This is a genomic window from Streptomyces sp. SP18CS02, assembly GCF_036322365.1.
In the GTDB taxonomy this organism is placed as follows: domain Bacteria; phylum Actinomycetota; class Actinomycetes; order Streptomycetales; family Streptomycetaceae; genus Streptomyces.
The window spans coordinates 435,417-460,015 of the sequence record NZ_JAQYXC010000289.1; the positions used below are offsets into that span (position 1 = coordinate 435,417).

Annotated in this window: 20 protein-coding genes; 12 read left to right on the forward strand and 8 right to left on the reverse strand. The window is 73.6% G+C overall.

Annotated features, from left to right (window positions below):
- The first annotated feature begins 17 nt into the window (after window positions 1-17).
- The 3 genes from PUR26_RS22300 to PUR26_RS22310 all read left to right on the forward strand — a co-directional run bounded on the left by PUR26_RS22300 (window position 18) and on the right by PUR26_RS22310 (window position 3,984).
- Window positions 18-785, forward strand: a complete 768-nt coding sequence (locus PUR26_RS22300) for a class I SAM-dependent methyltransferase (protein WP_329874215.1) — start codon at window positions 18-20, stop codon at window positions 783-785.
- 345 nt (window positions 786-1,130) lie between these two features.
- The gene (locus tag PUR26_RS22305) at window positions 1,131-2,870 is read left to right on the forward strand and encodes an ABC transporter ATP-binding protein (protein ID WP_329874310.1); all 1,740 of its coding nucleotides are present in this window, start codon (window positions 1,131-1,133) and stop codon (window positions 2,868-2,870) included.
- Between the two features lie 67 nt (window positions 2,871-2,937).
- Window positions 2,938-3,984, forward strand: a complete 1,047-nt coding sequence (locus tag PUR26_RS22310; protein ID WP_329874216.1) for a S1C family serine protease — start codon at window positions 2,938-2,940, stop codon at window positions 3,982-3,984.
- A 111-nt stretch (window positions 3,985-4,095) separates the two neighbouring features.
- On the opposite strand, the gene PUR26_RS22315 is transcribed toward PUR26_RS22310, so the two are convergent.
- On the reverse strand, window positions 4,096-4,305 hold the full coding sequence (locus tag PUR26_RS22315) for a hypothetical protein (RefSeq protein WP_329874217.1): 210 nt from the start codon (window positions 4,303-4,305) through the stop codon (window positions 4,096-4,098).
- Window positions 4,306-4,386: 81 nt separating this feature from the next.
- Here PUR26_RS22315 and PUR26_RS22320 point away from each other — a divergent pair, with 81 nt between their 5' ends.
- From PUR26_RS22320 to PUR26_RS22335, 4 genes are all read left to right on the forward strand, one after another.
- Window positions 4,387-5,586, forward strand: a complete 1,200-nt coding sequence (locus PUR26_RS22320) for a bifunctional adenosylcobinamide kinase/adenosylcobinamide-phosphate guanylyltransferase (protein ID WP_329874218.1) — start codon at window positions 4,387-4,389, stop codon at window positions 5,584-5,586.
- 61 nt (window positions 5,587-5,647) lie between these two features.
- A complete protein-coding gene (gene cobT / locus PUR26_RS22325; RefSeq protein WP_329874219.1) occupies window positions 5,648-6,805 on the forward strand; it encodes a nicotinate-nucleotide--dimethylbenzimidazole phosphoribosyltransferase in 1,158 nt (385 codons plus the stop codon).
- An 81-nt stretch (window positions 6,806-6,886) separates the two neighbouring features.
- Window positions 6,887-8,647: a phosphatidylglycerol lysyltransferase domain-containing protein gene (locus tag PUR26_RS22330; RefSeq protein ID WP_329874220.1), complete on the forward strand. Its 1,761-nt coding sequence runs from the start codon at window positions 6,887-6,889 to the stop codon at window positions 8,645-8,647.
- Complete coding sequence (locus tag PUR26_RS22335) at window positions 8,644-9,387, forward strand: hypothetical protein (RefSeq protein ID WP_329874221.1); 744 nt, start codon at window positions 8,644-8,646, stop codon at window positions 9,385-9,387. The genes PUR26_RS22330 and PUR26_RS22335 overlap by 4 nt, the downstream gene beginning before the upstream one ends.
- Here the strand turns inward: PUR26_RS22335 and PUR26_RS22340 are convergent.
- Window positions 9,311-10,078: a hypothetical protein gene (locus PUR26_RS22340; RefSeq protein ID WP_329874222.1), complete on the reverse strand. Its 768-nt coding sequence runs from the start codon at window positions 10,076-10,078 to the stop codon at window positions 9,311-9,313. The two genes, PUR26_RS22335 and PUR26_RS22340, sit on opposite strands and share 77 nt — an antisense overlap.
- 59 nt (window positions 10,079-10,137) lie before the next feature.
- Here PUR26_RS22340 and PUR26_RS22345 point away from each other — a divergent pair, with 59 nt between their 5' ends.
- Window positions 10,138-10,944, forward strand: coding sequence for an adenosylcobinamide-GDP ribazoletransferase (locus PUR26_RS22345; RefSeq protein WP_329874223.1), 807 nt, complete (start codon window positions 10,138-10,140; stop codon window positions 10,942-10,944).
- Here the strand turns inward: PUR26_RS22345 and PUR26_RS22350 are convergent.
- The 6 genes from PUR26_RS22350 to PUR26_RS22375 all read right to left on the reverse strand — a co-directional run bounded on the left by PUR26_RS22350 (window position 10,925) and on the right by PUR26_RS22375 (window position 18,047).
- On the reverse strand, window positions 10,925-11,497 hold the full coding sequence (locus PUR26_RS22350) for an ArsR/SmtB family transcription factor (RefSeq protein ID WP_329874224.1): 573 nt from the start codon (window positions 11,495-11,497) through the stop codon (window positions 10,925-10,927). The two genes, PUR26_RS22345 and PUR26_RS22350, sit on opposite strands and share 20 nt — an antisense overlap.
- Window positions 11,498-11,571: 74 nt before the next feature.
- Entirely contained in the window at window positions 11,572-12,366 is a 795-nt protein-coding gene (locus tag PUR26_RS22355; protein WP_329874225.1) for an endo alpha-1,4 polygalactosaminidase, read from the reverse strand.
- Window positions 12,366-12,974 (reverse strand): spherulation-specific family 4 protein, encoded by a 609-nt coding sequence (locus PUR26_RS22360; protein WP_329874226.1) that lies wholly within the window; start codon window positions 12,972-12,974, stop codon window positions 12,366-12,368. The genes PUR26_RS22355 and PUR26_RS22360 overlap by 1 nt, the downstream gene beginning before the upstream one ends.
- A 21-nt stretch (window positions 12,975-12,995) precedes the next feature.
- The gene (locus PUR26_RS22365; RefSeq protein ID WP_329874227.1) at window positions 12,996-14,459 is read right to left on the reverse strand and encodes a hypothetical protein; all 1,464 of its coding nucleotides are present in this window, start codon (window positions 14,457-14,459) and stop codon (window positions 12,996-12,998) included.
- On the reverse strand, window positions 14,459-15,979 hold the full coding sequence (gene pelF / locus PUR26_RS22370; RefSeq protein WP_329874228.1) for a GT4 family glycosyltransferase PelF: 1,521 nt from the start codon (window positions 15,977-15,979) through the stop codon (window positions 14,459-14,461). The genes PUR26_RS22365 and pelF overlap by 1 nt, the downstream gene beginning before the upstream one ends.
- A 22-nt stretch (window positions 15,980-16,001) precedes the next feature.
- Window positions 16,002-18,047 (reverse strand): hypothetical protein, encoded by a 2,046-nt coding sequence (locus tag PUR26_RS22375; protein ID WP_329874229.1) that lies wholly within the window; start codon window positions 18,045-18,047, stop codon window positions 16,002-16,004.
- A gap of 318 nt (window positions 18,048-18,365) precedes the next feature.
- Here PUR26_RS22375 and PUR26_RS22380 point away from each other — a divergent pair, with 318 nt between their 5' ends.
- The 4 genes from PUR26_RS22380 (at window position 18,366) to PUR26_RS22395 (ending at window position 24,491) form a co-directional block, all read left to right on the forward strand.
- Window positions 18,366-19,886: a leucyl aminopeptidase gene (locus PUR26_RS22380; RefSeq protein ID WP_329874230.1), complete on the forward strand. Its 1,521-nt coding sequence runs from the start codon at window positions 18,366-18,368 to the stop codon at window positions 19,884-19,886.
- Between the two features lie 526 nt (window positions 19,887-20,412).
- Window positions 20,413-21,801 carry a dihydrolipoyl dehydrogenase gene (gene lpdA, locus PUR26_RS22385; RefSeq protein ID WP_329874231.1) on the forward strand — a complete coding sequence of 463 codons (1,389 nt, stop codon included), beginning with the start codon at window positions 20,413-20,415 and terminating at the stop codon, window positions 21,799-21,801.
- Window positions 21,802-21,890: 89 nt separating this feature from the next.
- On the forward strand, window positions 21,891-23,759 hold the full coding sequence (sucB, locus tag PUR26_RS22390) for a 2-oxoglutarate dehydrogenase, E2 component, dihydrolipoamide succinyltransferase (RefSeq protein ID WP_329874232.1): 1,869 nt from the start codon (window positions 21,891-21,893) through the stop codon (window positions 23,757-23,759).
- Between the two features lie 108 nt (window positions 23,760-23,867).
- Complete coding sequence (locus PUR26_RS22395; RefSeq protein WP_329874233.1) at window positions 23,868-24,491, forward strand: GntR family transcriptional regulator; 624 nt, start codon at window positions 23,868-23,870, stop codon at window positions 24,489-24,491.
- Window positions 24,492-24,599: the final 108 nt, after the last annotated feature.

The window sequence follows — 24,599 nt, forward strand, 5'->3', positions numbered from 1 at the left end:
TCTCCGGTTCCGGAGGCATGACGGGTGACTGGCTCGACGGGCTCGGCGGACTGCGCACCATGGTTCGCCAGGAGCTCGTCGCCCGCCAGCTGGACGAGCAGATAGCCGCCCGCTACCCGGTGGGACAGCGTCTGCGCATCCTCGACGTCGGCATGGGCCAGGGCGCCCAGGCGCTGCGCCTGGCACGGGCCGGGCACACCCTGACCGGTCTGGAGTCCGACGCGGGGTTGCTCAAGGCCGCCCGTGAGGCCCTCGCCACGGAGCCCGCGGGCATCCGGGAGCGGGTCACACTGATCGAGGGCGACGGCCGCGAGACCGGCGTGCACTTCCTGCCCGGCAGCTTCGACGTGGTCCTCTGCCACGGAGTGCTCATGTACGTGGAGGAGCCCGACGCCATGCTCGCGGGGCTCGCCCGGATGCTGGCACCCGGTGGCCTGCTGTCCCTGCTCGTACGGAACGCGGACGCGCTGGCGCTGCGGCCCGGACTCGCCGGTGACTGGTCGGACACCCTGGCCTCCTTCGAGTCGGACACCTATGTCAGCCGTCTCGGCCACACCGTCCGGGCCGATCGCCTGGAGGACCTGACCGCGACGCTCGCCGGCATCGCGGCACCGCTGCAGGCCTGGTACGGGGTGCGGCTCTTCACCGACGGTGTCCCGGCCGAGGAGGGCCTGCCGGCCGCCGAGGAGCTGGAGCGGCTGCTCGCGGCGGAGGACAGGGCGGGGCGGACGGAGCCCTACCGCCGGGTGGCGGCGCTGCTGCACCTGTGCGGCGTCCGCGGCTGAGGCCGCCCGGCCGGACAGCCCACGGGTGGGGCCGACGGCCCGCGGGCCGGCCCCGGCCCCCGTTCCGGCCCTGGTCCCGGCCCCGTTCCGGCCCCGTTCCGGCCCCGGTGTGAGGGCCCGCCCAGGCGACACGGGCCCGGCGGGGATCGCCCCCGGCCGCTGCGGACGATTCGCCCGATGTGCGGTCATGTGTGATGCCCCTCAGGGGCGGGATCCGGCCAAGTGTGCCCGGGCGGGCGCCGGCTGTCAGGCGGAAGCGGCGCGTGCGGCGTCCCAGCGGTCGTGACCGCGAAGAACACCGTCGGGAAGAACACCGTCGACGACTCCGTCGACAACCCCCTCGAACTGTCCGCCGCCGAGACCTGGCGCGCCGTCCACCGCCACTTCCGCCCGCACCGCTGGGCCGTCGCGCTGGGCGCGTTCTGCACGCTGATCGGCGCCGCCACCGGGGTGCTCCAGCCGCTGGCCGCCAAGGCGCTGGTCGACCGGCTCGGCCAGGACGAGCCGATCACGGACGTCCTCGTGGTCCTCACCGCGCTGGTACTGCTCGGCACGGCGATCGAGGCGGTCGGGGCGTACGTCCTGGAGCGCACCGCCGAGTCCGTGGTGCTGGCCGCCCGCCGCACCCTGATCGGACGTCTGCTGCGGTTGCGGCTGCCGGAGGTGGAGCGGACCCAGCCCGGTGACCTGATGTCCCGGATCACCTCCGACACCACGCTGCTCCGGGCGGTCACGACCCAGTCGATCGTCTCGGCGGCGACGGGCGGGCTCGCGTTCGTGGCGACGATCGTGATGATGGCGCTGATGGATCCGGTGCTGCTCGGCGTCACCCTGGGCGTGATCGTGGTGATCGGTGGCGCCTTCGCGCTGGTGATGCCGAGGATCTCCCGGGCGACGCGGCGCTCGCAGGAGGCGGTGGCCGAGATATCCACCCGTCTGGAACGGGTCTTCGGAGCGTTCCGCACAGTGAAGGCGTCGGGTGCGGAGGAGCGCGAGACGGCGGCCGTCGACGCGGCGGCGACGCAGGCGTGGCGGTACGGGCTGAAGGCGGCCAAGTGGCAGGCGCTGGCGTGGTCGTCGGTCGGGCTGTGCGTGCAGGTCTCGTTCCTCGCGGTGCTGGGAATCGGCGGCGCGCGGGTCGCGTCGGGCGCGATCTCCATCTCGACGCTGGTGGCGTTCCTGCTCTATCTCTTCTATCTGATCGACCCGGTGTCCAGGCTGGTGGAGGCGGCGACGCAGTACCAGGTGGGCACAGCGGCCATCGCGCGGCTCGCCGAGGCGGAGCGGCTGGAGACCGAGCCGGTCACGGCGCCCGGCCCGGCCCGCGCGGGAGACAGCGGCCCCGCGTCGTCGGTGGTCTTCGAGGACGTCACGTTCCGCTACCGGGAAGACCTTCCGTATGTCCACCACGGCGTCTCCTTCGAGGTGCCGGGCGCCGGCATGACGGCGTTCGTCGGCCCGTCGGGCGCGGGCAAGACGACGGTGTTCGGGCTGGTCGAACGGTTCTACGAGACCACCGGCGGCCGCGTCCTGATCGACGGCCGGGACGTTCGCGACTGGCCGCTGGCCGAACTGCGGGCGGCCATCGGCTATGTGGAGCAGGACGCGCCGGTCCTGGCCGGGACGCTGCGGGAGAACCTGACCTTCGCCGCTCCGGACGCGACCGACGAGGACGTCCGGCGGGTGCTGGCCCGGGCGAGGCTCGACGGACTCGTCGAACGGCTGCCGGACGGCCTCGACTCCGTGGTCGGGCACCGGGGTTCGCGGTTGTCGGGCGGCGAGCGGCAGCGGGTGGCGATCGCCCGGGCGCTCCTGCGCGGGCCGCGCCTGCTGCTGCTCGACGAGGCGACGTCCCAGCTGGACGCGGTCAACGAACTGGCGCTGCGGGACGTGGTCGCCGAGGCGGCACGCGAGGTGACCGTCCTGGTGGTCGCCCACCGGCTGTCGACGGTGACGCTGGCGGACCGGATCGTGGTCATGGACGCCGGCCGGGTACGGGCCGTGGGGACGCACGCGGAACTGGTGGCGTCGGATCCGCTGTACGGGGAGCTGGCCGCGACGCAGTTCCTGACCGCCGCTCCTTGATCCGCCGCGCACCTGATCGGCCGCACAGCGCGAGCCGCCGCCTGCCGGGTCGAGCGATACTCCGGACATGGACGCCCGTTTCGCCCGACTGATCCCCCTGCTCTGCGTGGCCGCCCTGACGGCCGGCTGTTCGGCCGGCACTCCCGCTGCGCGTCCGGCCGCTGCGACGGCCCGGGCCGTGGCGCAGCGGGCGGCCACCGACCTGGAGAGCGCGTACCGGGCCACGATCAAGGACGTGCTGCCGTCGGTGGTGCAGATCGACGCCGGATCGAGTGTGGGCTCGGGGATCGTCTACGACGACAAGGGGCACATCGTCACCAACGCCCACGTCGTCGGCGCCGAGCGGACCTTCAAGGTCACCGTGGCGACGGGCGAGCAGGTGCTCGGCGCCCGGCTGGTGTCCAGCTATCCGGAGCAGGACCTGGCCGTCATCAGGCTGGACGACCCGCCCGCCGGGTTGCGGCCGGCGACCTTCGGGGACTCCTCCGAGGTGGCGGTCGGCCAGATCGTCCTCGCCATGGGCTCACCGCTCGGCCTGTCCAGCAGCGTGACCCAGGGCATCGTCTCGGCGACCGGCCGCACGGTCAGCGAGGGCGCCCGCGACGGCGGGACCGGCGCGACGATCGGCAACATGGTCCAGACGTCGGCGGCGATCAACCCGGGCAACAGCGGTGGAGCGCTGGTCAACCTGGACAGCGAGGTCATCGGCATCCCGACCCTGGCGGCGGCGGACCCGAACCTGGGAGGCACGGCGCCGGGGATCGGCTTCGCGATCCCCGCCTCGATGGTGAAGACGGTCGCCGACCAGATCGTGAACACGGGCAAGGTCACGGATTCGGGGCGCGCGGCGCTGAACGTCTCCGGCCGCACCGTGCTGACCGACGACTACCGGCCGGCCGGTGTGGCGGTCGTCGACGCGCCCGCGGGGGGCGCGGCGGCGAAGGCGGGCATCCGGCCGGGCGACATCATCACCGGGGTGGACGACACGCAGATCACCACGATCACGTCCCTGCTGGAGGCCCTGGCCTCGAAGAAGCCGGGCGACCAGGTGTCGGTGACCTACGAGCGCGACGGACGGTCCTCGACGGCGACGGTGACCCTGGGCGAGATCTGAGGCGCCCGCCCGGTGTCCGAGCCCGTCACCGGACCGCGCGGCGACGGGGCGTGCCCGGACGGCCGTGGCGCGAGCACGCGCCGTCCGGACGGGCGGCACCCGGTGGCGGGGCTACACGGCTTCCGCGTCCAGGCTCATCGGGCCGTAGATCTTCTTGTCGTCCTCGAACAGCGTCACCTGATCCGCGCCGCCCTCACGCAGGTCCTTCCAGATCTCACCGATCCACGACTCGGCATCCCCCTGGGTGGTGAACTCCTCCGGCTGGACCGCCGGCTGGACCTCTGTGCCGTCGGACTTCTCGAACCGCCACGTCCATGCCATGTGCGCCTCCAGATGATCGGTTTCCTGCCCGCAGCGTAGCCGGGCGCGCACCCCGCGCGGTGACGCGGGAGGATCGTCATCGTGGAACTGACTCTGCTCGGCACCGGCGCCCCCGAGGGGCTCCCCCGCCCCGACTGCCCCTGCGCCACCTGCGCGACCGCCCGAGGCGAGCGGGCCCGCGCCGCCACCGCGCTGCTGGTGGACGGCGCCCTGCTGCTCGACCTCACCCCCGGGGCCGCGCTGGCCGCCGCGCGGGCGGGGCACTCGCTGACCGGCGTACGGCAGGTACTGCTGACGCATCCGCACGACGGGCCGGCCGTGGAGCTCCCGGCCGGGCTGCCGGCGGCGGGGCGGGTGCCGGACGGACGGGAGTTGACGCTCATCAGCGGGCACCGGGTCCGGGCGGTGCCGATGGACTCGCCCGGCACGGGGTACGAGGTGACGTCCCCGGACGGAGAACGGCTGCTCTACCTGCCCCCCGGCGGCGCCCCCGCCGGCCTCAACGGGTCGCCGCGGGCGTACGACATGGTGGTCGGCGACGTCGTCGGGCGGCCGGACGGGTTCGCCCGGCTGCGGGCGGCGGGCGCGATCGGCCCGGCGACCGATGTGGTCGCGGCGCACCTGGACCACGACGTACCGCCGGGACGCGAGCTGGACCGCCGGCTGGCCGCGGCCGGGGCGCGCGCGGTGCCGGACGGGACGACCGTCGTGGTGGGCGGGTTCCACGAGGCGCCGCGTATCCCGCGCCGCACGCTGGTGACCGGGGGCGCCCGGTCGGGCAAGTCCGTGGAGGCGGAGCGGCGCCTGGAGTCCTTCCCGGACGTCCTGTACGTGGCGACGGGCGGCAGCCGCGGCGGCGACACCGAGTGGGCGGCCCGGGTGCGCCTCCACCGCGAGCGCCGGCCCGCGTCCTGGCGTACGGAGGAGACCTGCGAGCTGGTGCCGCTGCTGACCCGGGACGGCCCGCCCCTGCTGATCGACTGCCTGTCGCTGTGGCTGGCCGACGCGATGGACGGGGTGGGCGCCTGGGACGACGACACGTGGGCCGGGAGCGGCGAGCGCGCCCTGCGCGAGCGGGTCTCGGAACTGGTGGGGGCGGTCCGCGCCACCTCCCGTACGGTCGTCGCCGTCACGAACGAGGTGGGGTCGGGGATCGTGCCCGCCGACGCGGGCAGCCGCCGGTACCGCGACGAGCTGGGGCGACTGAACGCGGCCTTCGCCGACGAGTGCGAGCACGTCCTGCTGGTCGTCGCCGGACAGGCGCTGGTGCTGCGCGGCTGAGGTCCCGGGGTGCCCCGCACCGAGGGGCTGACCGGCCCCCGCTGCCGGTACTGTTCGGCGAATGAGCAGGCTGAATCTCGACGACTTCTCCGATCTGATCGAGCGCCCCGACAGCGGTATGCGGCGCGACGCCGAGGAACGCCGGGAACGGCTCTCCGTTCCGCCGGGCGCGCTCGGCCGTCTCGACGAGCTGGGCGAGTGGCTCTCGGCCGCGCAGGGTGCCGTCCCGGTCCGGCCGGTCGACCGGCCGCGGGTGGTGCTGTTCGCCGGCGACCACGGGGTGGCGGAGCTGGGCGTGTCGGGCCGCGCGGCGGGCGGGGCGCGGGAGCTGGTGCGGGCGGCGCTGGACGGGGCGAGCCCGGTGGCGGTGCTGGCGCGCCGGATGAACGTTCCGCTGCGGGTGGTCGACGCCGGTGTGGACTGCGACCCGGAGCTGCTGCCCCGGGACGTCGTACGCCACCGGGTGCGGCGCGGCAGCGGCCGTATCGACATCGAGGACGCCCTGACGGCGGACGAGGCCGAGCGGGCCGTGCGCCTGGGGATGGCGATCGCCGACGAGGAGGCCGACTCGGGCACCGACCTGGTGGTGCTGGGCGATCTCAGCGTCGGCGGCACGACGCCCGCGGCCACGCTGATCGCGGCGTTGTGCGGCACCGACGCCTCGGTGGTCACCGGACGCGGCGGGGCGGGCATCGACGACCTGGCGTGGATGCGCAAGTGCGCGGCGATCCGTGACGCGCTGCGCCGGGCCCGGCCGGTCCTCGGCGACCAGCTGGAGCTGCTGGCGGCGGTGGGCGGCGCGGACCTGGCGGCGATGACCGGGTTCCTGCTGCAGAGCGCCGTGCGGCGGATGCCGGTGATTCTGGACGGTGTGGTGTCGGCGGCGTGCGCGCTGGTGGCGCAGCGGGCGGCGTTCCGCGCCCCGGACTGGTGGCTGGCGGGTCAGGTGAGCGGGGAGCCGGGGCAGTCGAAGGCGCTGGACCGGATGGCGCTCAACCCGCTGCTCGACCACGGCGTCACGGTGGGGGAAGGGACCGGGGCGCTGCTCGCACTCCCCCTCGTGCAGGCCGCCGCCGCCTTCGCGGCCGAGCTGCCGGAACGCCCGTCACCCGTGGAGAGCGACGGGGAGAACGCCGTGGAGGACGCCCCGGAGGACGGCGTCAAGGACGGTGTCGTGGACGGCGCGGCAGGCCGCGTCGGGGAGAGCGGCACGGACTGACGCGCCGGTGCGGCCGCCGCCGACCGGGCGGCCGCACCGGACGCCCGCCATGATGCGTGATGCCCCATATGATCACGTTTCATGGGAGAGGTCCGTTTGCCCGGCGAAGGAACACCCCCGAGCACCGTCCGGTCGCGCCGCGGTGCCCTGTTCGCCCTCTGGTACCTGCGCGCCGTCGCGTCCATCAACCTCCTGAGCGCCGTCTGGGTCTCCCTGGGCCAGGACCTCCGACGGCACAACACGGACGACTTCTTCACTCCGTACCTGCTCAGCGCCGGCTTCGCCTCCGGCGCGTTCACGCTCTTCCTGGCGATCACCATGCGCCGCCGCAAACGGGCGGCCTGGATCCTCGACCTCGTGCTGAGCGGACTCTTCCTGCTGCTCTTCGCCGTCGCGATGACCTTCCCGGAGATCCGGCAGCACGCGCAGAACTGGATCTCCCTGGCCCTGACCGCCGCCTTCGTCCTGGCCCTGCTGGTGAGCCGCAGGGAGTTCTACGCCAAGGGCGACCGCTCCAACCCGGCGCTGGCCACGGTCGTGGCCGCCGGCGGGCTGCTGGTCACCTCGCTGCTCGCCGCCGCGCTGGTCACCGTCACCAACACGGCGTCCGGCCACTCCACCTTCGCCGAGCGCTGGCGCTACGGCCTGCTGCGCCTGGTCACCCTCGCCCCCGACGCCTCCCGTCTGCCCGGCATCCGCACGCCGGGCTGGGCCGACGTCGTCATCAACGTGATGTCCACCGCCCTGCTGGTCGCCGTGCTGTACGCGGCGTTCCGCTCCCGCCGGGCGGTCGACCCCCTCGGCCCCGGTGACGAGGAGCGGCTGCGGGAGCTGCTGGAGCGCTACGGCGAGCGCGACTCGCTCGGCTACTTCGCGCTGCGCCGCGAGAAGAGCGTGGTCTGGTCGCCGAGCCGGAAGGCCGCCGTGACCTACCGCGTCGTGGGCGGGGTCTCCCTGGCCTCCGGCGACCCGATCGGCGACCCGGAGGCGTGGCCCGGGGCGATCGGGCCCTGGCTGGCCGAGGCGCGCGAACACGGCTGGATCCCGGCCGTGATGGGTGCGAGCGAGGAGGCGGGCACGGTCTACGCCCGGCACGGCCTGGACGCCCTGGAGCTGGGCGACGAGGCGATCGTGGAGACCGCGGAGTTCACCCTGGAGGGCAGGGCGATGCGGACCGTACGGCAGGCGTACAACCGGATCGCGCGGGCCGGCTACCAGGTCCGGATCCGACGCCACGAGGACATCCCGGACGACGAGATGGCCGGACTGCTGCGGCGGGCCGACGACTGGCGGGACGGCGCCACCGAGCGGGGTTTCTCCATGGCGCTCGGGCGGCTCGGCGACCCGGCCGACGGGCGGTGCGTGATGGTCGAGTGCGCCGACGCCGAGGGGCGGGCCAGGGCGCTGCTGTCGTTCGTGCCGTGGGGGCCCGGCGGACTGTCGCTCGATCTGATGCGGCGTGAGCGCGACGCGGAGAACGGCCTGATGGAGTTCATGGTCATCGAGCTGCTGCGGCGCGCCGAGGAGATCGGGATCACTCAGGTCTCACTCAACTTCGCGATGTTCAGGTCGGTCTTCGAACGTGGCTCGAGGCTTGGGGCGGGACCCGTTCTGAGGCTGTGGCGCTCGCTGCTCAGCTTCTTCTCCCGCTGGTGGCAGATCGAGTCGCTGTACCGCGCCAACGCCAAGTACCGACCGATCTGGGAGCCACGATTCATGCTCTTCGAGAAGAGCGCCGACCTGTTGCGCATCGGAGTCGCGGCGGGCCGCGCCGAAGGCTTCCTGGAGGCGCCCGGCCTGCCCAAGTGGCTGCACCGCACCCGTCTGGAGGGCCGGCGTTGAGACGGTTCGCGCGCCGGGAATGGGGGCCGCTGTACGAGACCGTGCGCACGGCGCTGGCCGCACGCGGAGCGCGGGCGGTCGCGATGACCCTCTGCGCGGTCACCCTGACGGCGGTCTTCCAGGTGGTGCAGAACCAGCCCTGGGGCTACCAGCCGGTGCAGGACATCGGGTCGGTGCGGGCAGCGGACCCCCTGGGGGCGGCGCTGGCGCGGACCCCGCTGTCGCTCTTCGTACCGGCCCTCGACCTGCCGGTGTGGGGCGCCCTGGCGCAGATCCTGCTGGTGTTCGGGATCGCCGAGATCTGTCTGGGCCGGGCCCGGACGCTGCTCGTCGCGTACGCCGCGACCCTGGCCGGGACGATGTACGCGCGGATCGGGATCGCACTCGGTCCCGGCCATCCGCTCGGGCTGCCCGGGACCGACGCGCAGGTCGTGGACACCGGGCCGTCGGCGGCGGTCGTCGGCCTCGCGATCCTGGTCTGCTGGCGCCACCGGGCCTGGTTCACGGGCGGGCTGGTGATCGTGGCCATGGTGGTGGAGGTGCTGGTCAAGAACAACCTGGCGGGCAAGGAGCACCTGGCGGCGATCGCGGCGGTGCTGGCGGTGTGCGCGGCCATGTCGTGGAGCGGGCGCCGGGCACGGATCCGCGCCGTCCGGCCGGGCGTCAGCGCCGGTCCCCCGGGCGGCGCAGCGGCAGCCGGTCGGGCGCGCCGGCGATCAGGTCCTGGAAGCGGCGTCTGAGGCCGTTCCAGCGGCGGTCGTGGTGGAAGGCGCGCAGCCCGGCCCTGGCCCGCGCCCTGGGCCTGCGGCGGTATGCCTTGCGGGCCCACAGGGAGCCGGGCCGGGCGAGCCGCAGAGCGCCGAAGAGGGCCACGAACGGCACCAGGGTGCCGAGGACCGCCATCCGGAACTTGCCCTTGAACAGCGCGATCAGCACGAAGAGGAAGTTCAGCGCCACGGTGAGGAGGAAACCGCGGCGGTCCTGGCGCTCGTCGGGGCCGACCTCGTTGACGCCCAGCGGCGCGAAGCCGAGGAGGATCAGCAGGACCAGGGCGGCGGTGAGCACGACGGCCTCGACGCTCTTGCGGCCCTGTTCGCTCCAGTACACGTCGTCGAGGTGGAGGATCAGCGCGAACTCGTCGAGGACGAGGCCCGCGCCCATGCCGAAGACGATCGCGCAGACGGCGGAGGCGACGCCGTGCCGGTCCGCCGCGACCGCGCCGAAGCCACCGGTCAGGGTGAGGACGACGCCCGGGACCACATGGTGGATGTGCATACCGCCGGGACTGATGTTGCGGAAGGGGCCCTTGCCGGCCCGGATGAGCCGGGTCACCGTCCTGGTGATCAGAAAGGTCAGCACGAAGGAGGCGAGCGCCAGCAGAAGCGGCAGCTTCCCGGGCTCGACGATGTTGCGATAGAACCAGTGACCCATGCCACCCGCTTCCGTATTGCGCGTTATGCGCAATTTACCGTTCCCGGTCGGCGACTACTGTGCGCGCGGTGACCTCATCCATCGATCGACCGGCGGCCGACGGCCTGCGGTTCGCCTTCGGCACGCTGACCGTGCTGCCCGTCCACGTCACCCGCTGGGACCGCGGAGCGGCCCGTACGGGCATGCTGTGCGCCCCGGTGGCGGGCCTGGTGGTGGGGCTGGCCGCGGCGGCGGCCGGCGTGCTGTCCCTGCTGCTGGGCACGGGACCGCTGCTCGCCGCCGTCGCCTCGGCCGCGGTCCCGGCGGTGCTGACCCGGGGGCTGCACCTGGACGGCCTGGCGGACACCGCGGACGGGCTGGGCAGCGGAAAGCCCGCCGAGGACGCGCTGCGGATCATGAAGCAGTCGGACATCGGCCCGTTCGGCGTGACCACACTGCTGTTCACGCTGCTGGCGCAGGTCGCCGCCTTGTACGAGCTGTACGGGGAGGGCTGGGCGAGGGGCGCGGTGGGCGCCGTCCTCGCGGGCACGCTCGCCCGTCTGGCGCTCACCCTCGCCTCGCGCGCCTCCGTCCCGGCGGCCCGGCCCGAGGGGCTCGGCGCGGTGGTGGCGGGCACGGTCCCGGCGCGGTGGGCCCTGGCGGTGAGCGCCGCGGTCCTGGCGGGGTGCGCGGCGGCGGGCGCCCCGTGGGGCGCGTGGAACGCGCTGCACCACGCGCTGGCGGCCGCGGTGGCCCTGCTGGCGGGCGAGTGGCTGCTGCGGCGCTGCGTACGACGCCTCGGCGGGGTGACGGGGGACGTCTTCGGCGCGGTGGCGGAGACGGCGGCGACGGTCGCCCTGGTGGCGCTCACCGTGGGCGCGGCGTAGGGACCGGGTCCGCGCGGCGGACCAGGAGGGCGCCCAGGGCGGTGCGCCGGTGCAGGACCGCCCGGCCCGCGCGGACCGTGGTGACGAGCCCCACGCCGCGCAGGGCGGCGGTGTGGGCGGAGACCGTGGCATCGCTCACCCCAAGACGCCGGGCGAGTCCGCCGGTGGCCTGTTCGCCGGCCAGCAGGACCAGGATCGCGAGGCGGGTACGGCCGAGGACCCCGGCCGGCGCACCGTCCCCGTCGTCGGCGCCCTCCGCCGTGAGGGGAAGGCCGGGCCCGGCCGGACAGGTGACGCCCAGGGGCCGGCCGGGCAGGTCGGCGATCAGCGGGTGGCCGGTCCAGTGGAACGTGGGCACGAGCACGCCCCGGCCGCCGAGCGTGATGTCCCGGGCCTCCGGCCCCGGTAGCTCCCACACCCCGTCGCGCAGCCGCCCGCCCGGGACGAGCGCCGCGAGCGCGGCACCGATGCCGTGCTCGGCCACCATCAGGGCGTGGCGGGTGAACTCCCCCTGGTGCAGGTCCTGCACCCTCGTCCATACCGGGCGCAGCACCGTCCCGAGGGCGGCGTGCCGGGCGCGGCCCAGCAGCCCCGGTCACTGGTCCGGCCCGATCCGACAGGGCACCCCTAACAGGGCCGGCGCCAGGCCCCCAGTTCGTACTTCTTCAGCATCGAGCTCAGGCGGAGCCTCTTCGCCAGGGGGCAGAACTGCTCCGTCGTGAGCTCGTACTCCACGTGGAAGACCGCCTTGTCCGCCTCGATGAACGGGGTCAGGTCCTCGCATTCGGTGTACTGGGCGCACTGCTCGTTGACGGCGAAGTCGAAGTCGCCGACGAGTTCGGGAATCTGGTCCAGGTCGTTCTTCAGCCCCACCGCCATGCCCCGTTCGTGGGCGAGCCGGGCGATGAGGCGGTTGTAGCGGAGCTGGTCCGCCGCGGTGAGGGGGAAGCCCGTGGGGTTCTTGTAGCCGTCCATGTTGTCGGGTTCGACCGCGTCGAAGCCCTTGTCGCGGCACATGTCGAAGCGGGCGGCCATCAGCGGTTCGAGGACGTCGGTGCGCCGGATGTCGAGCCATCGCTCGCCCTCCCAGCCGTTGCCCCGGCCCAGGGTGTCCCGGGGGAACGCGTCGGCGTCGGGGCGCCAGTCCTCCCAGGCTCCGGTGGAGAGGTAGCAGATCACCTTGCGGCCGCGCCGGTGGAGATCGTCGACGGCGGCCGCCTGGTGGTCGAAGCCGTCGATGTCGTACACCGGCACGTCGACGCCCGGGTCGAGGCGGCCGCTGAGCTGCCACTGCCAGGGCTGGCCCGGCTCCGGCTGCCAGCGCTCGGCGCGCGGTGCGGGGCCGGGGGCCTCGCCGTCGGGCGAGCCGGTGCAGCCGGCCAGGAGCAGCAGCGCCGACAGCAGGGGGACCAGGCGTCGCATCAGGGGCGCTCCAGGGCGTGGGGAAGGGTTCCCCAGGGATGTGCCCCGCCGCCGGGGACCGCGCACCGGACACGTGTGGAGAGGCGAGCACTCGCCGGTGCCGCGTACACCAGGTGGCAGTAGTGGTCGGCGACCGGCAGGTCGAGGTCGCGGTAGGTCTCCCAGGGGCCTTCGAACGTGACGAGCAGTTCGGCCAGCGCCGCGTACGCGGGGTGGGGGTGCGCCCCGTGGTTGAGGACGAGCGTGGCGGCGCCCGCCGCCCGCGCCGCGACACCCAGGCGCCGGTAGTGGCCGAGGAACTCGGGCCCGGTCGGGACCTGGTCGAAGAAGGCCCCGTCCGCGCCGTACCAGTCGCGGTGGCGTGTCATGTCCCGTACGACGTCGGCGTGGGCGCGCCGCCCGTATCCCGTGTCCGCGTAGCCCAGGATGCGTGTCCCGGCGTCCCTCAGCCGGGCGGCGACGGCCTGGAACGCGGGGTCGGGCGCGTCGCCGGCGCCGCTCGCGGGGTTGAGCACCACCGCGTGGATCCGCGAAGCGGAGCCGATGATGGCGTCCCACTCGGCGGGGCGCACGGCGGGGTGCTCGTAGTACGGCACGAGTAGCTCCACGGAAAGGTTTCCTTAACGACGTCATGAGCGGTGGGCGGTGGCCCGCCCCAGCAGTACACAGCCCAGCACGGTCAGCACCAGGGCGGCCGCCCCCGCGATGCCCGCTCCCACGAGCCGGGGATCGCCCGCCCCGGTGACCAGGGCCAGCGTCTGCACCGCGGCCGCCGCCCCGCAGACCACCGCCGCGCTCAGCACCGCGCCGAAGGACTGCAGCAGCAGGGCGGCCCAGAGGACCGTACCGATGAGCAGCAGGGACACCGCCTGCACGCCGCCGAGCCCGGGCGCCCCCGGCCACAGCAGTGTCCCGGCCGCGGCCAAGGCGATCAGCACCAGCAGGTAGCCGGCGAGGCACAGGGCGAGCGAGGCAGCCGTGGCGCGGCGGAAGCCCCGGGCGCTGGTGGCGGCCCGCAGCCCGGCGAGGCTCTCCCTGCGGAAGCGGTGCAGCAGCCACTCGGCGGGCCCCATGGACAGGGTGAGGGCGACGGCGGACGGCGCGGCCACGGCGGCGCCCGGTCCCCCGGTCAGGACGTCGCCGACGGCCGCGTACAGCACGAGCCCGCCCGTGCCGAGCCCGAACAGTCCGTAGGGCACCGACGCGGTGAGCCTGGGCGCGGCCCCTTCGGGCTGCCCGGGCGCCGTGCCCGGGAGGACGGCGAGGCCGCCGAGGACGAGCGCCGCCACCAGGGAGGTGAGGAGCAACGCTCCACGCGCCAGGAGGGGGAGGGGGAGCCAGAACGCGAACGGCGCGCCGGCCAGCATCGGCAGCAGCGCGCAGAGCAGGGACCGCTCCCGGTCGAGGACCAGCAGTACGGTGGCGGCGGCGAGGTACAGCGACTGGCCGGCGGCGAACGCGACCGCTCCCCACTCCCCGGGCCCGGCCGTCGCCACCGCGACGACGGCACCGGTCAGCGCGCCCGCGGGGGCGCCGGTGAGCAGGGCACGCGCGGCGGCCTGACGGTCGCCCAGGCCCAGCCAGGAGTAGGCCCGGTGGGCCAGGGCCTGGTTCCACATCCACCCGGTGACCGCCCCGGCGAGCAGGGGGACCGTCCCCGAGGGCAGACCGAACGCGCCGGGCGGGCCCGTCAGGAAGGGGGCGCCGAGCACATAGGCCAGGCCGGGCAGGGCGAAGACGAGGCCGCGCAGCAGGCAGTCGGCCAGCAGTCCGCGTTCGGTGGCGCCCCGGGCCGGGCCGGCGGGCGGCACGGGATGTCCGGTGAACCGGCGCCCCACGCGCGCGTAGAGCTCTTCGGCGAGCGCGAAGGAGTCCTCCCGGCCGTAGGTCAGCCGTATGTGCTCGTCGTTCATCCCGTCGGATTCGAGTATCGCCGCTATCTCGTCGGGGTGGACGGCGGCCGCTATCAGCTCCTCCAGCCTGCTGGTGAGTTCGTCGAGGGGGTCGGCCGCGGCCCAGCTGGGCCGCGGGCGCGGGACGAAGGGCAGGGTGTCGCCGGTGGCGGCCGGCTTGAGCCAGAGGGAGCCGCTCATCACGCGGCCTCGTCGGTGGCGACGGCCTCGCGGTACCAGGGATCGGTGATCCGCAGCCGGAGGGTCCAGTCCCCGGGCTCGGCGGGCTCGGGTTCCGGCACGCCGGCCAGCTCCAGGTAGATGCGGCGGAAGCCGTCGACGGAGCGGCGCAGGGTGAACTGGTCGACGACCCGCTGCCGGGCCCTGCGCCCCAGTTCGGCGCGGCGTTCCGCGTCCCTCAGCAGGGTGGTCGCGGCCTCGGCCATCACGGCCGGTTCGCGGGGCGGCACCACCAGGCCGGTGTCGCCGACCGCCTCCCGTACGCCGCCCACGTCGGTGGAGACGGTGGCACGGCCGCAGGACATGGCCTCGATGAGGGAGAAGGGGAAGCCCTCGCTGATCGAGGAGAGCATCACCACGCTGCCCGCCGCATAGGCGCGGGCCACGTCGGAGACCCTCCCCTCGTAGCTGATGCCGTCGGTGACGCCCAGCTCGGCGGCGAGCTTCTCCAGCCGGGTCCGGTAGTCCTCGCCCCCGGCCGGGACCCCGCCGAACAACCGCAGCCGCAGCTCGGGCAGTTCCGCGCGGGCGATGGCGTACGCCCTGATCAGGGTCTCCAGGTCCTTGATCGGGTCGATGCGGCCGGCCCAGCTGAGGGTGGGAACGGCCGGTTCCGGTCCGGCGAGGGGGAAGGCGTGCGGGTCGACGCCGTTGTAGACGGTGCGGATGCGGTCGGCGGGCGCGCCGCCGCGTTCCTCCCAGCGCCGGTTGTACTGGTTGCACGGGGTGATCAGGTCGGCCTTGCGGTAGCCCAGCGAGTTCAGCTCCCGGTAGAAGCCGAGCATCAGCGCCTTCACCGGCCAGGGCTGGGCCTCGGTGCGGTAGCCCAGGTAGCGCTCCCGGAGGTAGATGCCGTGCTCGGTCAGGAGGAACGGCACCCCTTCGAAGTGCTGGGCGGCGAGCGCCGGGAGGGTGGCGAGACCGCTGGAGACGGCGTGCGCCACGCCGTCGTCGGGGATCCGGGCCGTGAGCGGCCGCAGCGCGTGTTCGAGGAGGTCGGTGGCGGTCAGGGCGTCGTGGACGGTGGGCCGTGCGGCGGCCGTCGACAGGTGCGGCTGGGTCCAGATCCACATCAGCGAGCGCACGGCGGACTCGGAGCGCATCGCCGTGGAGAGGCGCCCGTCGCGGGCGAGGGCGGCGAGCGCGTACAGGCTCTCGCCGAAGTGGCAGCCGGCGCCCGGGTCGAGGACGGAGAGCAGGAAGCGTTCGTAGAGGTCGGTGAAGCGGCGCCGCTCGCGGCCGAACAGGGGCCGGCCGCGCCGCGGCGTCGGCCCCCACAGCGGGAACGAGGTGTGCCGGTACACATTGGGCGGCAGCTCCCAGGTGACCGGTTCCCGGCCGCTGCCGGTGAGGGCCAGGACCTGGAAGTCCACCTCGGGCATGCCGCGGACGAGTTGGTCGCACCAGGTGCTCACGCCCCCGTGGACGTGCGGATAGGTGCCTTCGGTGAGCATGGTGACATGACGGCCGCTGCTGGGCATGGTGGTCCCCCCGTTGGATCGGTCAGGCGGTCGGCAGCGTGAGCGTGATCGCGGACTGGAGCGCCTCCGGGGCGGTCCAGGCCGAGCGCGCCCCGGCGTACGCGGTGCCGAAGGCCGCCGTGCCGAGCAGCAGTCGCTTGCGCGTGCCCTCGGGCGCGGTGAGGGGGGCGCTCACACCGGAGGGTGCCTTGACGGTGACGGTGTTGCCGATGCGGTACGCGGTGACCTTGCCGTCGGCGAGGGCCTTGTCCCAGGCGGCACGGCGCGCCAGCTCCGTACCGGCGTCGCGGTGGCGGGGGTTGACCAGGGGGGTGTTGTCCGCGAAGAGGGCGCGGTAGTCGGCCAGGATCCTGTCCAGGACCGGGTAGAGGATGCGCTCCTCGGCGAGGTTGGACTGGTGGACGTAGTGCGGCCGCGGGTCGTTGGCGACGATGTGGCCCAGCGCGATGCGGGCCTCCTGCGGGACGATGTGGGTGGCGTAGCCGGTCGCGGTGTCGAGCGGCTCGTCGAGGCAGGTGGAGGCCGGGTTGGTGGCGCAGACGCCGCTGCCGCCGTCCGCGGTGTCCGTGTAGATCCAGTTGTACTCGTCGGCCATCTCGGCGGCCGTACCGACGTTGTAGTACACGTTCATCGGGTGGCGGGGCACGGTCGAGGCCGCGCCGACGGCGCGCTGCTGTGGCTCGCGCGAGTTGTCGGAGGCGATCCACTTGACGCCGTTGTCGGCGAGGGCGCCGGCCAGGTTGGGGTTGTCCGTGGGCTGTTGCGGCAGGGTTCTCAGACCCGAGTGCTCACCGGTGACGAGTTCGGCGCGGTCGACGGAGACGCCCTTGGAGACGGCCCAGGCGTGGTTGTCGCGGATCTGCGCGGCGATCTCGGCACGGCTCATCCAGAGCGTCCCGCCGGCCGCGTCCCGGGCGCACCGCCAGGGCACGGCGGAGGTGTCCTGCACGCAGCCGAGGAAGGGGTGCGTGTAGGTGTGGTTGACCCACCGGTACTGGGCCCGGTCGGCGAGGAGCTGGGTGGTGAGGGGGTCGCTGCCGCCGTTCTCGGCCTTCCACTCCTCGCCGGCGCCCGCGTTGTAGACCATGTCGAGGGTGAAGCCGCTGGAGCGCTGCCACGCCGCCGCGTACTGCGCGTCCGCGGCGGTCATCCGGATCGGCGCGGTGCCCTCGCCGTCCCCGCCCACGCAGTCGAAGTCGCCGGGGGTGCAGTTGCGGACGGTGTCCCAGCGGGCGTCGGGGGCCAAGACGTCGTCGACGTGGACGGAGAAGTAGTTGCGGGTCTGCCCCAGGTGCACGCCCTGCGTCAGCCACTCCACGATGCCGCGGGCGAGCGCGCGGAACTGTCGCTGGTACTGGTTGTAGGCGAAGGTGACGACCAGTTCGCGGCGGCCGTCGTGGGCGTACTCGCCGATCAGGCTGGCGCGGCCGCCGCCGTCGGCGGGGACGTCCAGGAAGCTGGTGAAGCCCGCCCGGGGGCGGCCGGCGTAGCCGTAGCTCTCCGACACGTCCGGGGCGTTGTCCTCGAACGTCAGCGGCCCGTCCAGGTAGCGGAAGATTCCGGTCCGTCCCTCGGCGGTGACGGCGGTCTCCACGCCGTCGAGCACTCCCGAGCGCCCGCCCTCGCTGGTGTAGTCGAGGCCGACGCCCGGGTGCGCCCAGGTGTAGGCGTCGACCTGCGGGACGGCGAAGGTCTTCTCGTACGCGGCGAGGGCCGCCCGCTCGGCCGGTCCCATGCCGGAGGGGGCCTCGTCGGGCAGCACCACGCCCTGGTACTTGGCGCGCGGCCGGCCGTCGAGCGTGTCGGAGAGGAAGGCGGCGTCGATGACCGGCCGCCCCGGGTCGTCCAGGCGCACGGTCCGGTGGGGCACACCGGAACCCTTCAGTTCGGACGCGATCGCCCCGACGGCTCCCCCGCCGTCGTCGACGACCAGCACCGTGAGGTCGACGCGCGGCGCGGGCTCGGCCGCGGCCGCCGGGCCGGCCGGGACCGCCGCGGCGACCAGGGCCGCGGCGACCAGCGCACCGGCCGTTCTGACGGCACGATGTGCATGACTGTGGGTGTGCACGATGTCCCCCCTTGTGGCTCCTCCGGTGTGCGTGCGGGCACAGGGAGGATCTGTGGAGATGATGCAAAGGCGTACGTTGCTCCCTTGCGCGATTGCAGGGAGTGTGACGCAGCTCTCACGAGTGGAGGCCGAAAACATCGACGACACACCACGGATGAGTGAACTACCGCTGCCGTGAGCGAGACTCGGGAGCGCGCGTAGGCTCGGTCCCGGCGCTCAGTGGGCCGAATTACGATGCGGCGGGCACGGCCGGCCCACCCCGTCAGGGGGTGGCCGCGCAGACCGCCCAGAACTCAACGGAAGCGAGATTTCACCACCGTGACTGCTCTCACTCTCAGCACTGCCGGTGCCGCGACGCTGCGCGCCGACGCCCTCGTGGTCGGCGTCGCCAAGCCGAAGGGCGGCAAGGGGCTCGTGGTAGCGCCGGGCGCCGAGGCCGTGGACAAGGCGTTCGGCGGCAAGCTCGCCGCCGTCCTGGAGACCCTCGGCGCGTCCGGCTCCGAGGGTGAGGTGACCAAGGTGCCCTCGCCGTCCGGTCTGAAGGCCCCCGTCGTGCTCGCCGTCGGCCTGGGCACCGCCCCGGAGAAGGACGAGGACTACGACGCCGAGGCCCTGCGCCGCGCCGCCGGCAACGCCGCCCGTGCCCTGTCCGGCACGAAGAAGGCCGCGTTCGCGCTGCCCATCGGGGCCGTCGAGGACGCCGAGGCGATCGCGGAGGGCGCCCTCCTGGGCGCGTACGCCTTCACCGCCTACCGGTCCGGCGACGCCAAGGACGCGAAGGGTCCGCTCGCCGAGGTGACGCTGCTCGGCACCAAGCCGCGCGACAAGGCGTTCAAGGCCGCGGCCGAGCGCGCGATCGCGCTGGTGGAGGAGATCAACCGCGCCCGCGACCTGATCAACACCCCGCCGAACGACCTCTACCCCGAGTCCTTCGCCGCCATCGCCACCGCGGCCGGCAAGGAGCACGGCATCAAGGTGCAGGTGCTCGACGAGAAGGCGCTCGTCAAGGGCGGCTACGGCGGCATCCTCGGCGTCGGCCAGGGCTCCGAGCACACCCCGCGCCTGGTCCGCCTCGCCTACACGCACCCGAAGGCGGAGAAGACCCTCGCCCTCGTCGGCAAGGGCATCACCTACGACTCGGGCGGCATCTCCCTCAAGCCGGCCGGCCACAACGAGACGATGAAGTGCGACATGAGCGGCGCCGCCGCGGTGTTCGCCGCCGTCGTCGCGGTCGCCCGCCTGGGTCTGCGGGTGAACGTCACCGGCTGGCTGGCGCTCGCCGAGAACATGCCCTCCGGTTCCGCCGTCCGCCCCGGCGACGTGCTGCGGATGTACAGCGGCAAGACCGTCGAGGTGCTCAACACCGACGCGGAGGGCCGCCTGGTCCTGGCCGACGCCCTGGCCAAGGCGTCGGAGGAGAACCCGGACGCGATCGTCGACGTGGCGACGCTGACCGGCGCGATGGTGCTGGCGCTGGGCAACCGCACGTTCGGGATCATGGCCAACGACGACGCCTTCCGTACCTCGATCCACGAGATCGCGGAGGAGGTCGGCGAGCAGTCCTGGCCGATGCCGCTCCCCGCCGACCTGCGCAAGGGCATGGACTCCCCCACCGCGGACATGGCCAACATGGGCGAGCGCATGGGTGGCGGCCTGGTCGCCGGCCTGTTCCTGAAGGAGTTCGTCGGCGAGGGCATCACCTGGGCCCACCTGGACATCGCGGGTCCGGCCTTCCACGAGGGCGCGCCCTACGGCTATACCCCCAAGGGCGGCACCGGCTCGTCGGTCCGCACCCTGGTCAAGCTGGCGGAGCGCACGGCGTCGGGGGACCTCGGCTAGGACTCTCCGTCCGGAGACGTACGGAGACGACAGGACCCGGAGAGGTATAGGACGACCGGACGCGAGAGGCCCTGGTCCCCTCGCCGTCCGGCCCCCCGCCCGGCGGGATCCGGCCCGGCGGGATCCGGTCGTCGGACCCGGAGGCCTGAAGGGGGCCTTCGGGCGACCTGCGCGGGACCCGACGGGGGCTGATCCCGGGCGGCGGTCCCGGACGCCCGCGCGTCCGGGACCGCCGCGCTCCGCGTCCGGGACCGCGCGCGGCCGGCGGCGGGACCGTGCCCACCGGATGAACGGCGCGTTCGCTTTCGACGAAATCCGTACGTCTGTACGCGTTGGTAACCCGGGAGCGCGGACGATCAGCCGTCTCAGACCCCGGCCCCGCGTCCCGGACTCCGGCAACAAGTGCGAAGATGGGTTCTCGGCAGGACAGGGCCCCCACCACAGGGCCGACGAAAAGCGGCCGAACACCAGCCGCCGCCCGGTCGTCGACGACCGGCGACCGGCGCACATGCATGGAGGACGTGACGTGGCGAACGACGCCAGCACCGTTTTCGACCTAGTGATCCTCGGCGGTGGCAGTGGCGGTTACGCCGCGGCCCTTCGAGGTGCGCAGCTGGGCCTGGACGTCGCACTGATCGAGAAGAACAAGCTCGGCGGCACCTGCCTGCACAACGGCTGCATCCCCACCAAGGCCCTGCTCCACGCCGGTGAGATCGCGGACCAGGCCCGTGAGGCGGACCAGTTCGGCGTGCTCACCACCTTCGAGGGCATCGACATCAAGGCCGTCCACAAGTACAAGGACGACGTGATCTCGGGCCTCTACAAGGGCCTGCAGGGTCTGGTCGCCTCCCGCAAGGTGACCTACATCGAGGGCGAGGGCCGGCTGTCCTCCCCCACCTCCGTCGACGTGAACGGCCAGCGGGTCGAGGGCCGCCACGTCCTCCTCGCGACCGGTTCCGTACCGAAGTCGCTGCCGGGCCTGGAGATCGACGGCAACCGCATCATCTCCTCGGACCACGCGCTGACGCTGGACCGCGTCCCGGAGTCGGCGATCATCCTGGGCGGCGGCGTCATCGGCGTCGAGTTCGCCTCGGCGTGGAAGTCCTTCGGCACCGACGTCACCGTCATCGAGGGCCTGAAGCACCTCGTCCCCGTCGAGGACGAGAACAGCTCGAAGCTCCTTGAGCGTGCCTTCCGCAAGCGCGGCATCAAGTTCAACCTCGGCACCTTCTTCCAGAGCGCCGAGTACACCGACTCCGGTGTCAAGGTCACCCTGGCCGACGGCAAGACCTTCGAGGCCGAGGTCCTGCTGGTCGCCATCGGCCGCGGCCCCGTCTCCGCCGGTCTCGGCTACGAGGAGCAGGGCGTCGCGATGGACCGCGGCTACGTCCTCGTCGACGAGTACATGCGGACGAACGTGCCGACCGTCTCGGCCGTGGGCGACCTCGTCCCGACCCTCCAGCTCGCGCATGTCGGCTTCGCCGAGGGCATGCTGGTGGCGGAGCGTCTGGCCGGTCTGAAGACCGTCCCGATCGACTACGACGGCGTGCCCCGGGTGACGTACTGCCACCCCGAGGTCGCCTCCGTGGGCATCACCGAGGCCAAGGCCAAGGAGATCTACGGCGCGGACAAGGTCGTCGCTCTGAAGTACAACCTTGCGGGCAACGGCAAGAGCAAGATCCTGAAGACCGCGGGCGAGATCAAGCTCGTCCAGGTCAAGGATGGTGCCGTGGTCGGCGTCCACATGGTCGGTGACCGCATGGGCGAGCAGGTCGGCGAAGCTCAGCTGATCTACAACTGGGAGGCGCTGCCGGCCGAGGTCGCGCAGCTCATCCACGCCCACCCGACGCAGAACGAGGCGCTCGGCGAGGCCCACCTGGCCCTGGCCGGCAAGCCCCTCCACTCCCACGACTGAGCCCTCTGGGGGTCTGGGGGCGCCCCCCAGGAAGACACAGTCGGGCGCGACGACCACTTTCCGCAATTTCGATAGGAGCAACTGAAACCATGTCGGTTTCCGTAACCCTGCCGGCGCTCGGCGAGAGCGTCACCGAGGGCACTGTCACCCGCTGGCTGAAGGCCGAGGGCGAGCGCGTCGAGGCCGACGAGCCGCTGCTGGAGGTGTCGACGGACAAGGTCGACACCGAGATCCCGGCCCCCGCCTCGGGCGTCCTGGCGTCCATCAAGGTCGCCGAGGACGAGACCGTCGAGGTCGGCGCCGAGCTGGCCGTCATCGACGACGGCACCGGCGCGCCGGCCGCTGCCCCGGCCCCCGCCGCCGAGGAGGCACCTGCCGCCGAGGCCCCGGCCGCCCAGGCCCCGGCCGCTGAAGCCCCCGCCGCCGAGGCTCCCGCCGCCCAGGCCCCGGCCGCCCAGGCCCCGGCCGCTGAAGCCCCCGCCGCCGAGGCTCCCGCCGCCCAGGCCCCGGCCGGTGGCGCCTCCGGCACCGACGTCGTTCTGCCCGCGCTGGGCGAGTCGGTCACCGAAGGCACCGTCACCCGCTGGCTGAAGGAGGTCGGCGAGGAGGTCACGGAGGACGAGCCGCTGCTCGAGGTCTCCACGGACAAGGTCGACACCGAGATCCCCGCCCCGGCCTCCGGCGTGCTGCTGGAGATCGTCGTCGCCGAGGACGAGACCGCCGAGGTCGGCGCCAAGCTGGCCGTCATCGGTGCTCCGGGTGCCGCTCCGGCCGCTCCGGCTCCGGCCCAGGCCGCCCCGGCCCAGGCTGCTCCGGCCCCCGCCGCCGCTCCGGCCGCTCCGGCTCCGGCCCAGGCTGCCGCTCCGGCCGCCCCGGCTCCGGCCCAGGCCCCCGCCCCGGCCCCCGCCGCTCCGGCTCCGGCCCCGGCTCCGGCCCAGGCCGCCCCGGCCCAGGCCGCCCCGGCTCCGGCCCAGGCTGCTCCGGCTCCGGCCCAGGCCCCCGCCGCCGCCCAGCCGGCGGACGACGGCGCCTACGTGACCCCGCTGGTCCGCAAGCTCGCCGCCGAGAACGGTGTCGACCTGGCGTCCGTCAAGGGCACCGGCGTCGGTGGCCGTATCCGCAAGCAGGACGTCGTCGCGGCCGCCGAGGCCGCCAAGGCCGCCCCGGCTCCGGCCCAGGCCGCCGCTCCCGCCGCCGCCCCGCAGGCCAAGGCCGTCTCCGTCGAGCCGTCCCCGCTGCGCGGCCAGACGGTCAAGATGACCCGCATGCGCAAGGTCATCGGCGACAACATGATGAAGGCCCTGCACTCGCAGGCCCAGCTGACCTCGGTCGTCGAGGTCGACATCACCAAGCTGATGAAGCTGCGCGCCCGTGCCAAGGACGCGTTCGCGGCCCGCGAGGGCGTCAAGCTGTCCCCGATGCCGTTCTTCGTGAAGGCGGCGGCCCAGGCGCTGAAGGCCCACCCGGTCATCAACGCCCGGATCAACGAGGACGAGGGCACGATCACGTACTTCGACTCGGAGAACATCGGCATCGCCGTGGACGCCGAGAAGGGTCTGATGACCCCGGTCATCAAGGGTGCGGGCGACCTGAACATCGCCGGCATCTCCAAGAAGACCGCGGAGCTGGCGGGCAAGGCCCGTGGCGGTGGCCTCACCCCGGACGACATGTCCGGCGCCACCTTCACCATCAGCAACACCGGCTCGCGCGGTGCGCTGTTCGACACGGTCATCGTGCCGCCGAACCAGGCAGCCATCCTGGGCATCGGTGCCACCGTCAAGCGCCCGGTGGTCATCAACCACCCGGACCTGGGCGAGACCATCGCGGTGCGCGACATGACGTACCTGTCGCTCTCCTACGACCACCGCCTGGTGGACGGTGCCGACGCGGCCCGTTACCTGACGGCCGTCAAGGCGATCCTGGAGGCGGGCGAGTTCGAGGTCGACCTCGGCCTGTAGTCCCGCCCCTGTAATCAGCCTCACGAGCGGTGCCCCCGTCCGGAACACTTCCGGGCGGGGGCACCGCCGTATTGTCTAGGAGTCGACGCCCTGCCTAAGGAGCACTTCATGACCCCGCCCGTCGTCCACTCGCTGCGCGAGCAGATCCGCGAGCACATCGTGGAGGGGATCGTCAGCGGCCGTTGGAAGCCCGGTGAGCGGATCGTGGAGCGGCGGATCGCGACCGAGCTGGAGGTCAGCCAGACCCCCGTACGGGAGGCGCTGCGCGAGCTGGAGAGCCTGCGGCTGATCGAGTCGGCGCCCAACAAGGGCGTGCGAGTGCGCAACCTGACGGCGGCCGACCTGGAGGAGAGCTACCCGGTGCGGGCCGGCCTGGAGCAGATCGCCGCCGAACTGGCCGCCGAGCGGCTGGCCGACGACTGCTCCGCGCTGGAGCCGCACGTCGCCGCCCTGTACGTGGCGGACGCCGACGCGGACGGTACGGCGCAGGTGCGGCACACCGTGGGCTTCCACCGGGAGCTGGTGCGGGCCGCGGGGAACGGCGTGCTGCTGCACACCTGGGAGGGGCTCGGCATCGAGGTGTTCACCGCGCTGTCGATCCGCTGGCTGGGAACCGTGCAGAAGTCGTACGCGGAGGAGCACGAGGAGCTCGTCGACGCGTTCCGCCGCCGGGACCCCCGGATCGGCGTGCTCGTGAAGGAACACGTCCTGGGCTGCGCGCCCCGGGCGTGACGGCCCCGCCCTCCCGCGGGTGCCCTCCCGGGTGCGGCTCCCCCCGACGCGGAGGGACGCGACCGTCCGCGCACCCGACCGGTAGCTCCCCGTAGCCGCTCATTCTGC

Excerpts from the sequence above, each read along its gene's own strand:
- PUR26_RS22300 (WP_329874215.1), top strand. The coding sequence starts at position 18 with ATGACGGGTGACTGGCTCGACGGGCTCGGCGGACTGCGCACCATGGTT.
- PUR26_RS22315 (WP_329874217.1), bottom strand. The coding sequence starts at position 4,305 with ATGGCATGGACGTGGCGGTTCGAGAAGTCCGACGGCACAGAGGTCCAG.
- PUR26_RS22395 (WP_329874233.1), top strand. The coding sequence starts at position 23,868 with ATGACCCCGCCCGTCGTCCACTCGCTGCGCGAGCAGATCCGCGAGCAC.
- PUR26_RS22330 (WP_329874220.1), top strand. The coding sequence starts at position 6,887 with ATGGGAGAGGTCCGTTTGCCCGGCGAAGGAACACCCCCGAGCACCGTC.
- PUR26_RS22340 (WP_329874222.1), bottom strand. The coding sequence starts at position 10,078 with ATGGGTCACTGGTTCTATCGCAACATCGTCGAGCCCGGGAAGCTGCCG.
- cobT (WP_329874219.1), top strand. The coding sequence starts at position 5,648 with ATGAGCAGGCTGAATCTCGACGACTTCTCCGATCTGATCGAGCGCCCC.
- pelF (WP_329874228.1), bottom strand. The coding sequence starts at position 15,979 with ATGCCCAGCAGCGGCCGTCATGTCACCATGCTCACCGAAGGCACCTAT.
- PUR26_RS22365 (WP_329874227.1), bottom strand. The coding sequence starts at position 14,459 with ATGAGCGGCTCCCTCTGGCTCAAGCCGGCCGCCACCGGCGACACCCTG.
- PUR26_RS22310 (WP_329874216.1), top strand. The coding sequence starts at position 2,938 with ATGGACGCCCGTTTCGCCCGACTGATCCCCCTGCTCTGCGTGGCCGCC.
- PUR26_RS22355 (WP_329874225.1), bottom strand. The coding sequence starts at position 12,366 with ATGCGACGCCTGGTCCCCCTGCTGTCGGCGCTGCTGCTCCTGGCCGGC.
- sucB (WP_329874232.1), top strand. The coding sequence starts at position 21,891 with ATGTCGGTTTCCGTAACCCTGCCGGCGCTCGGCGAGAGCGTCACCGAG.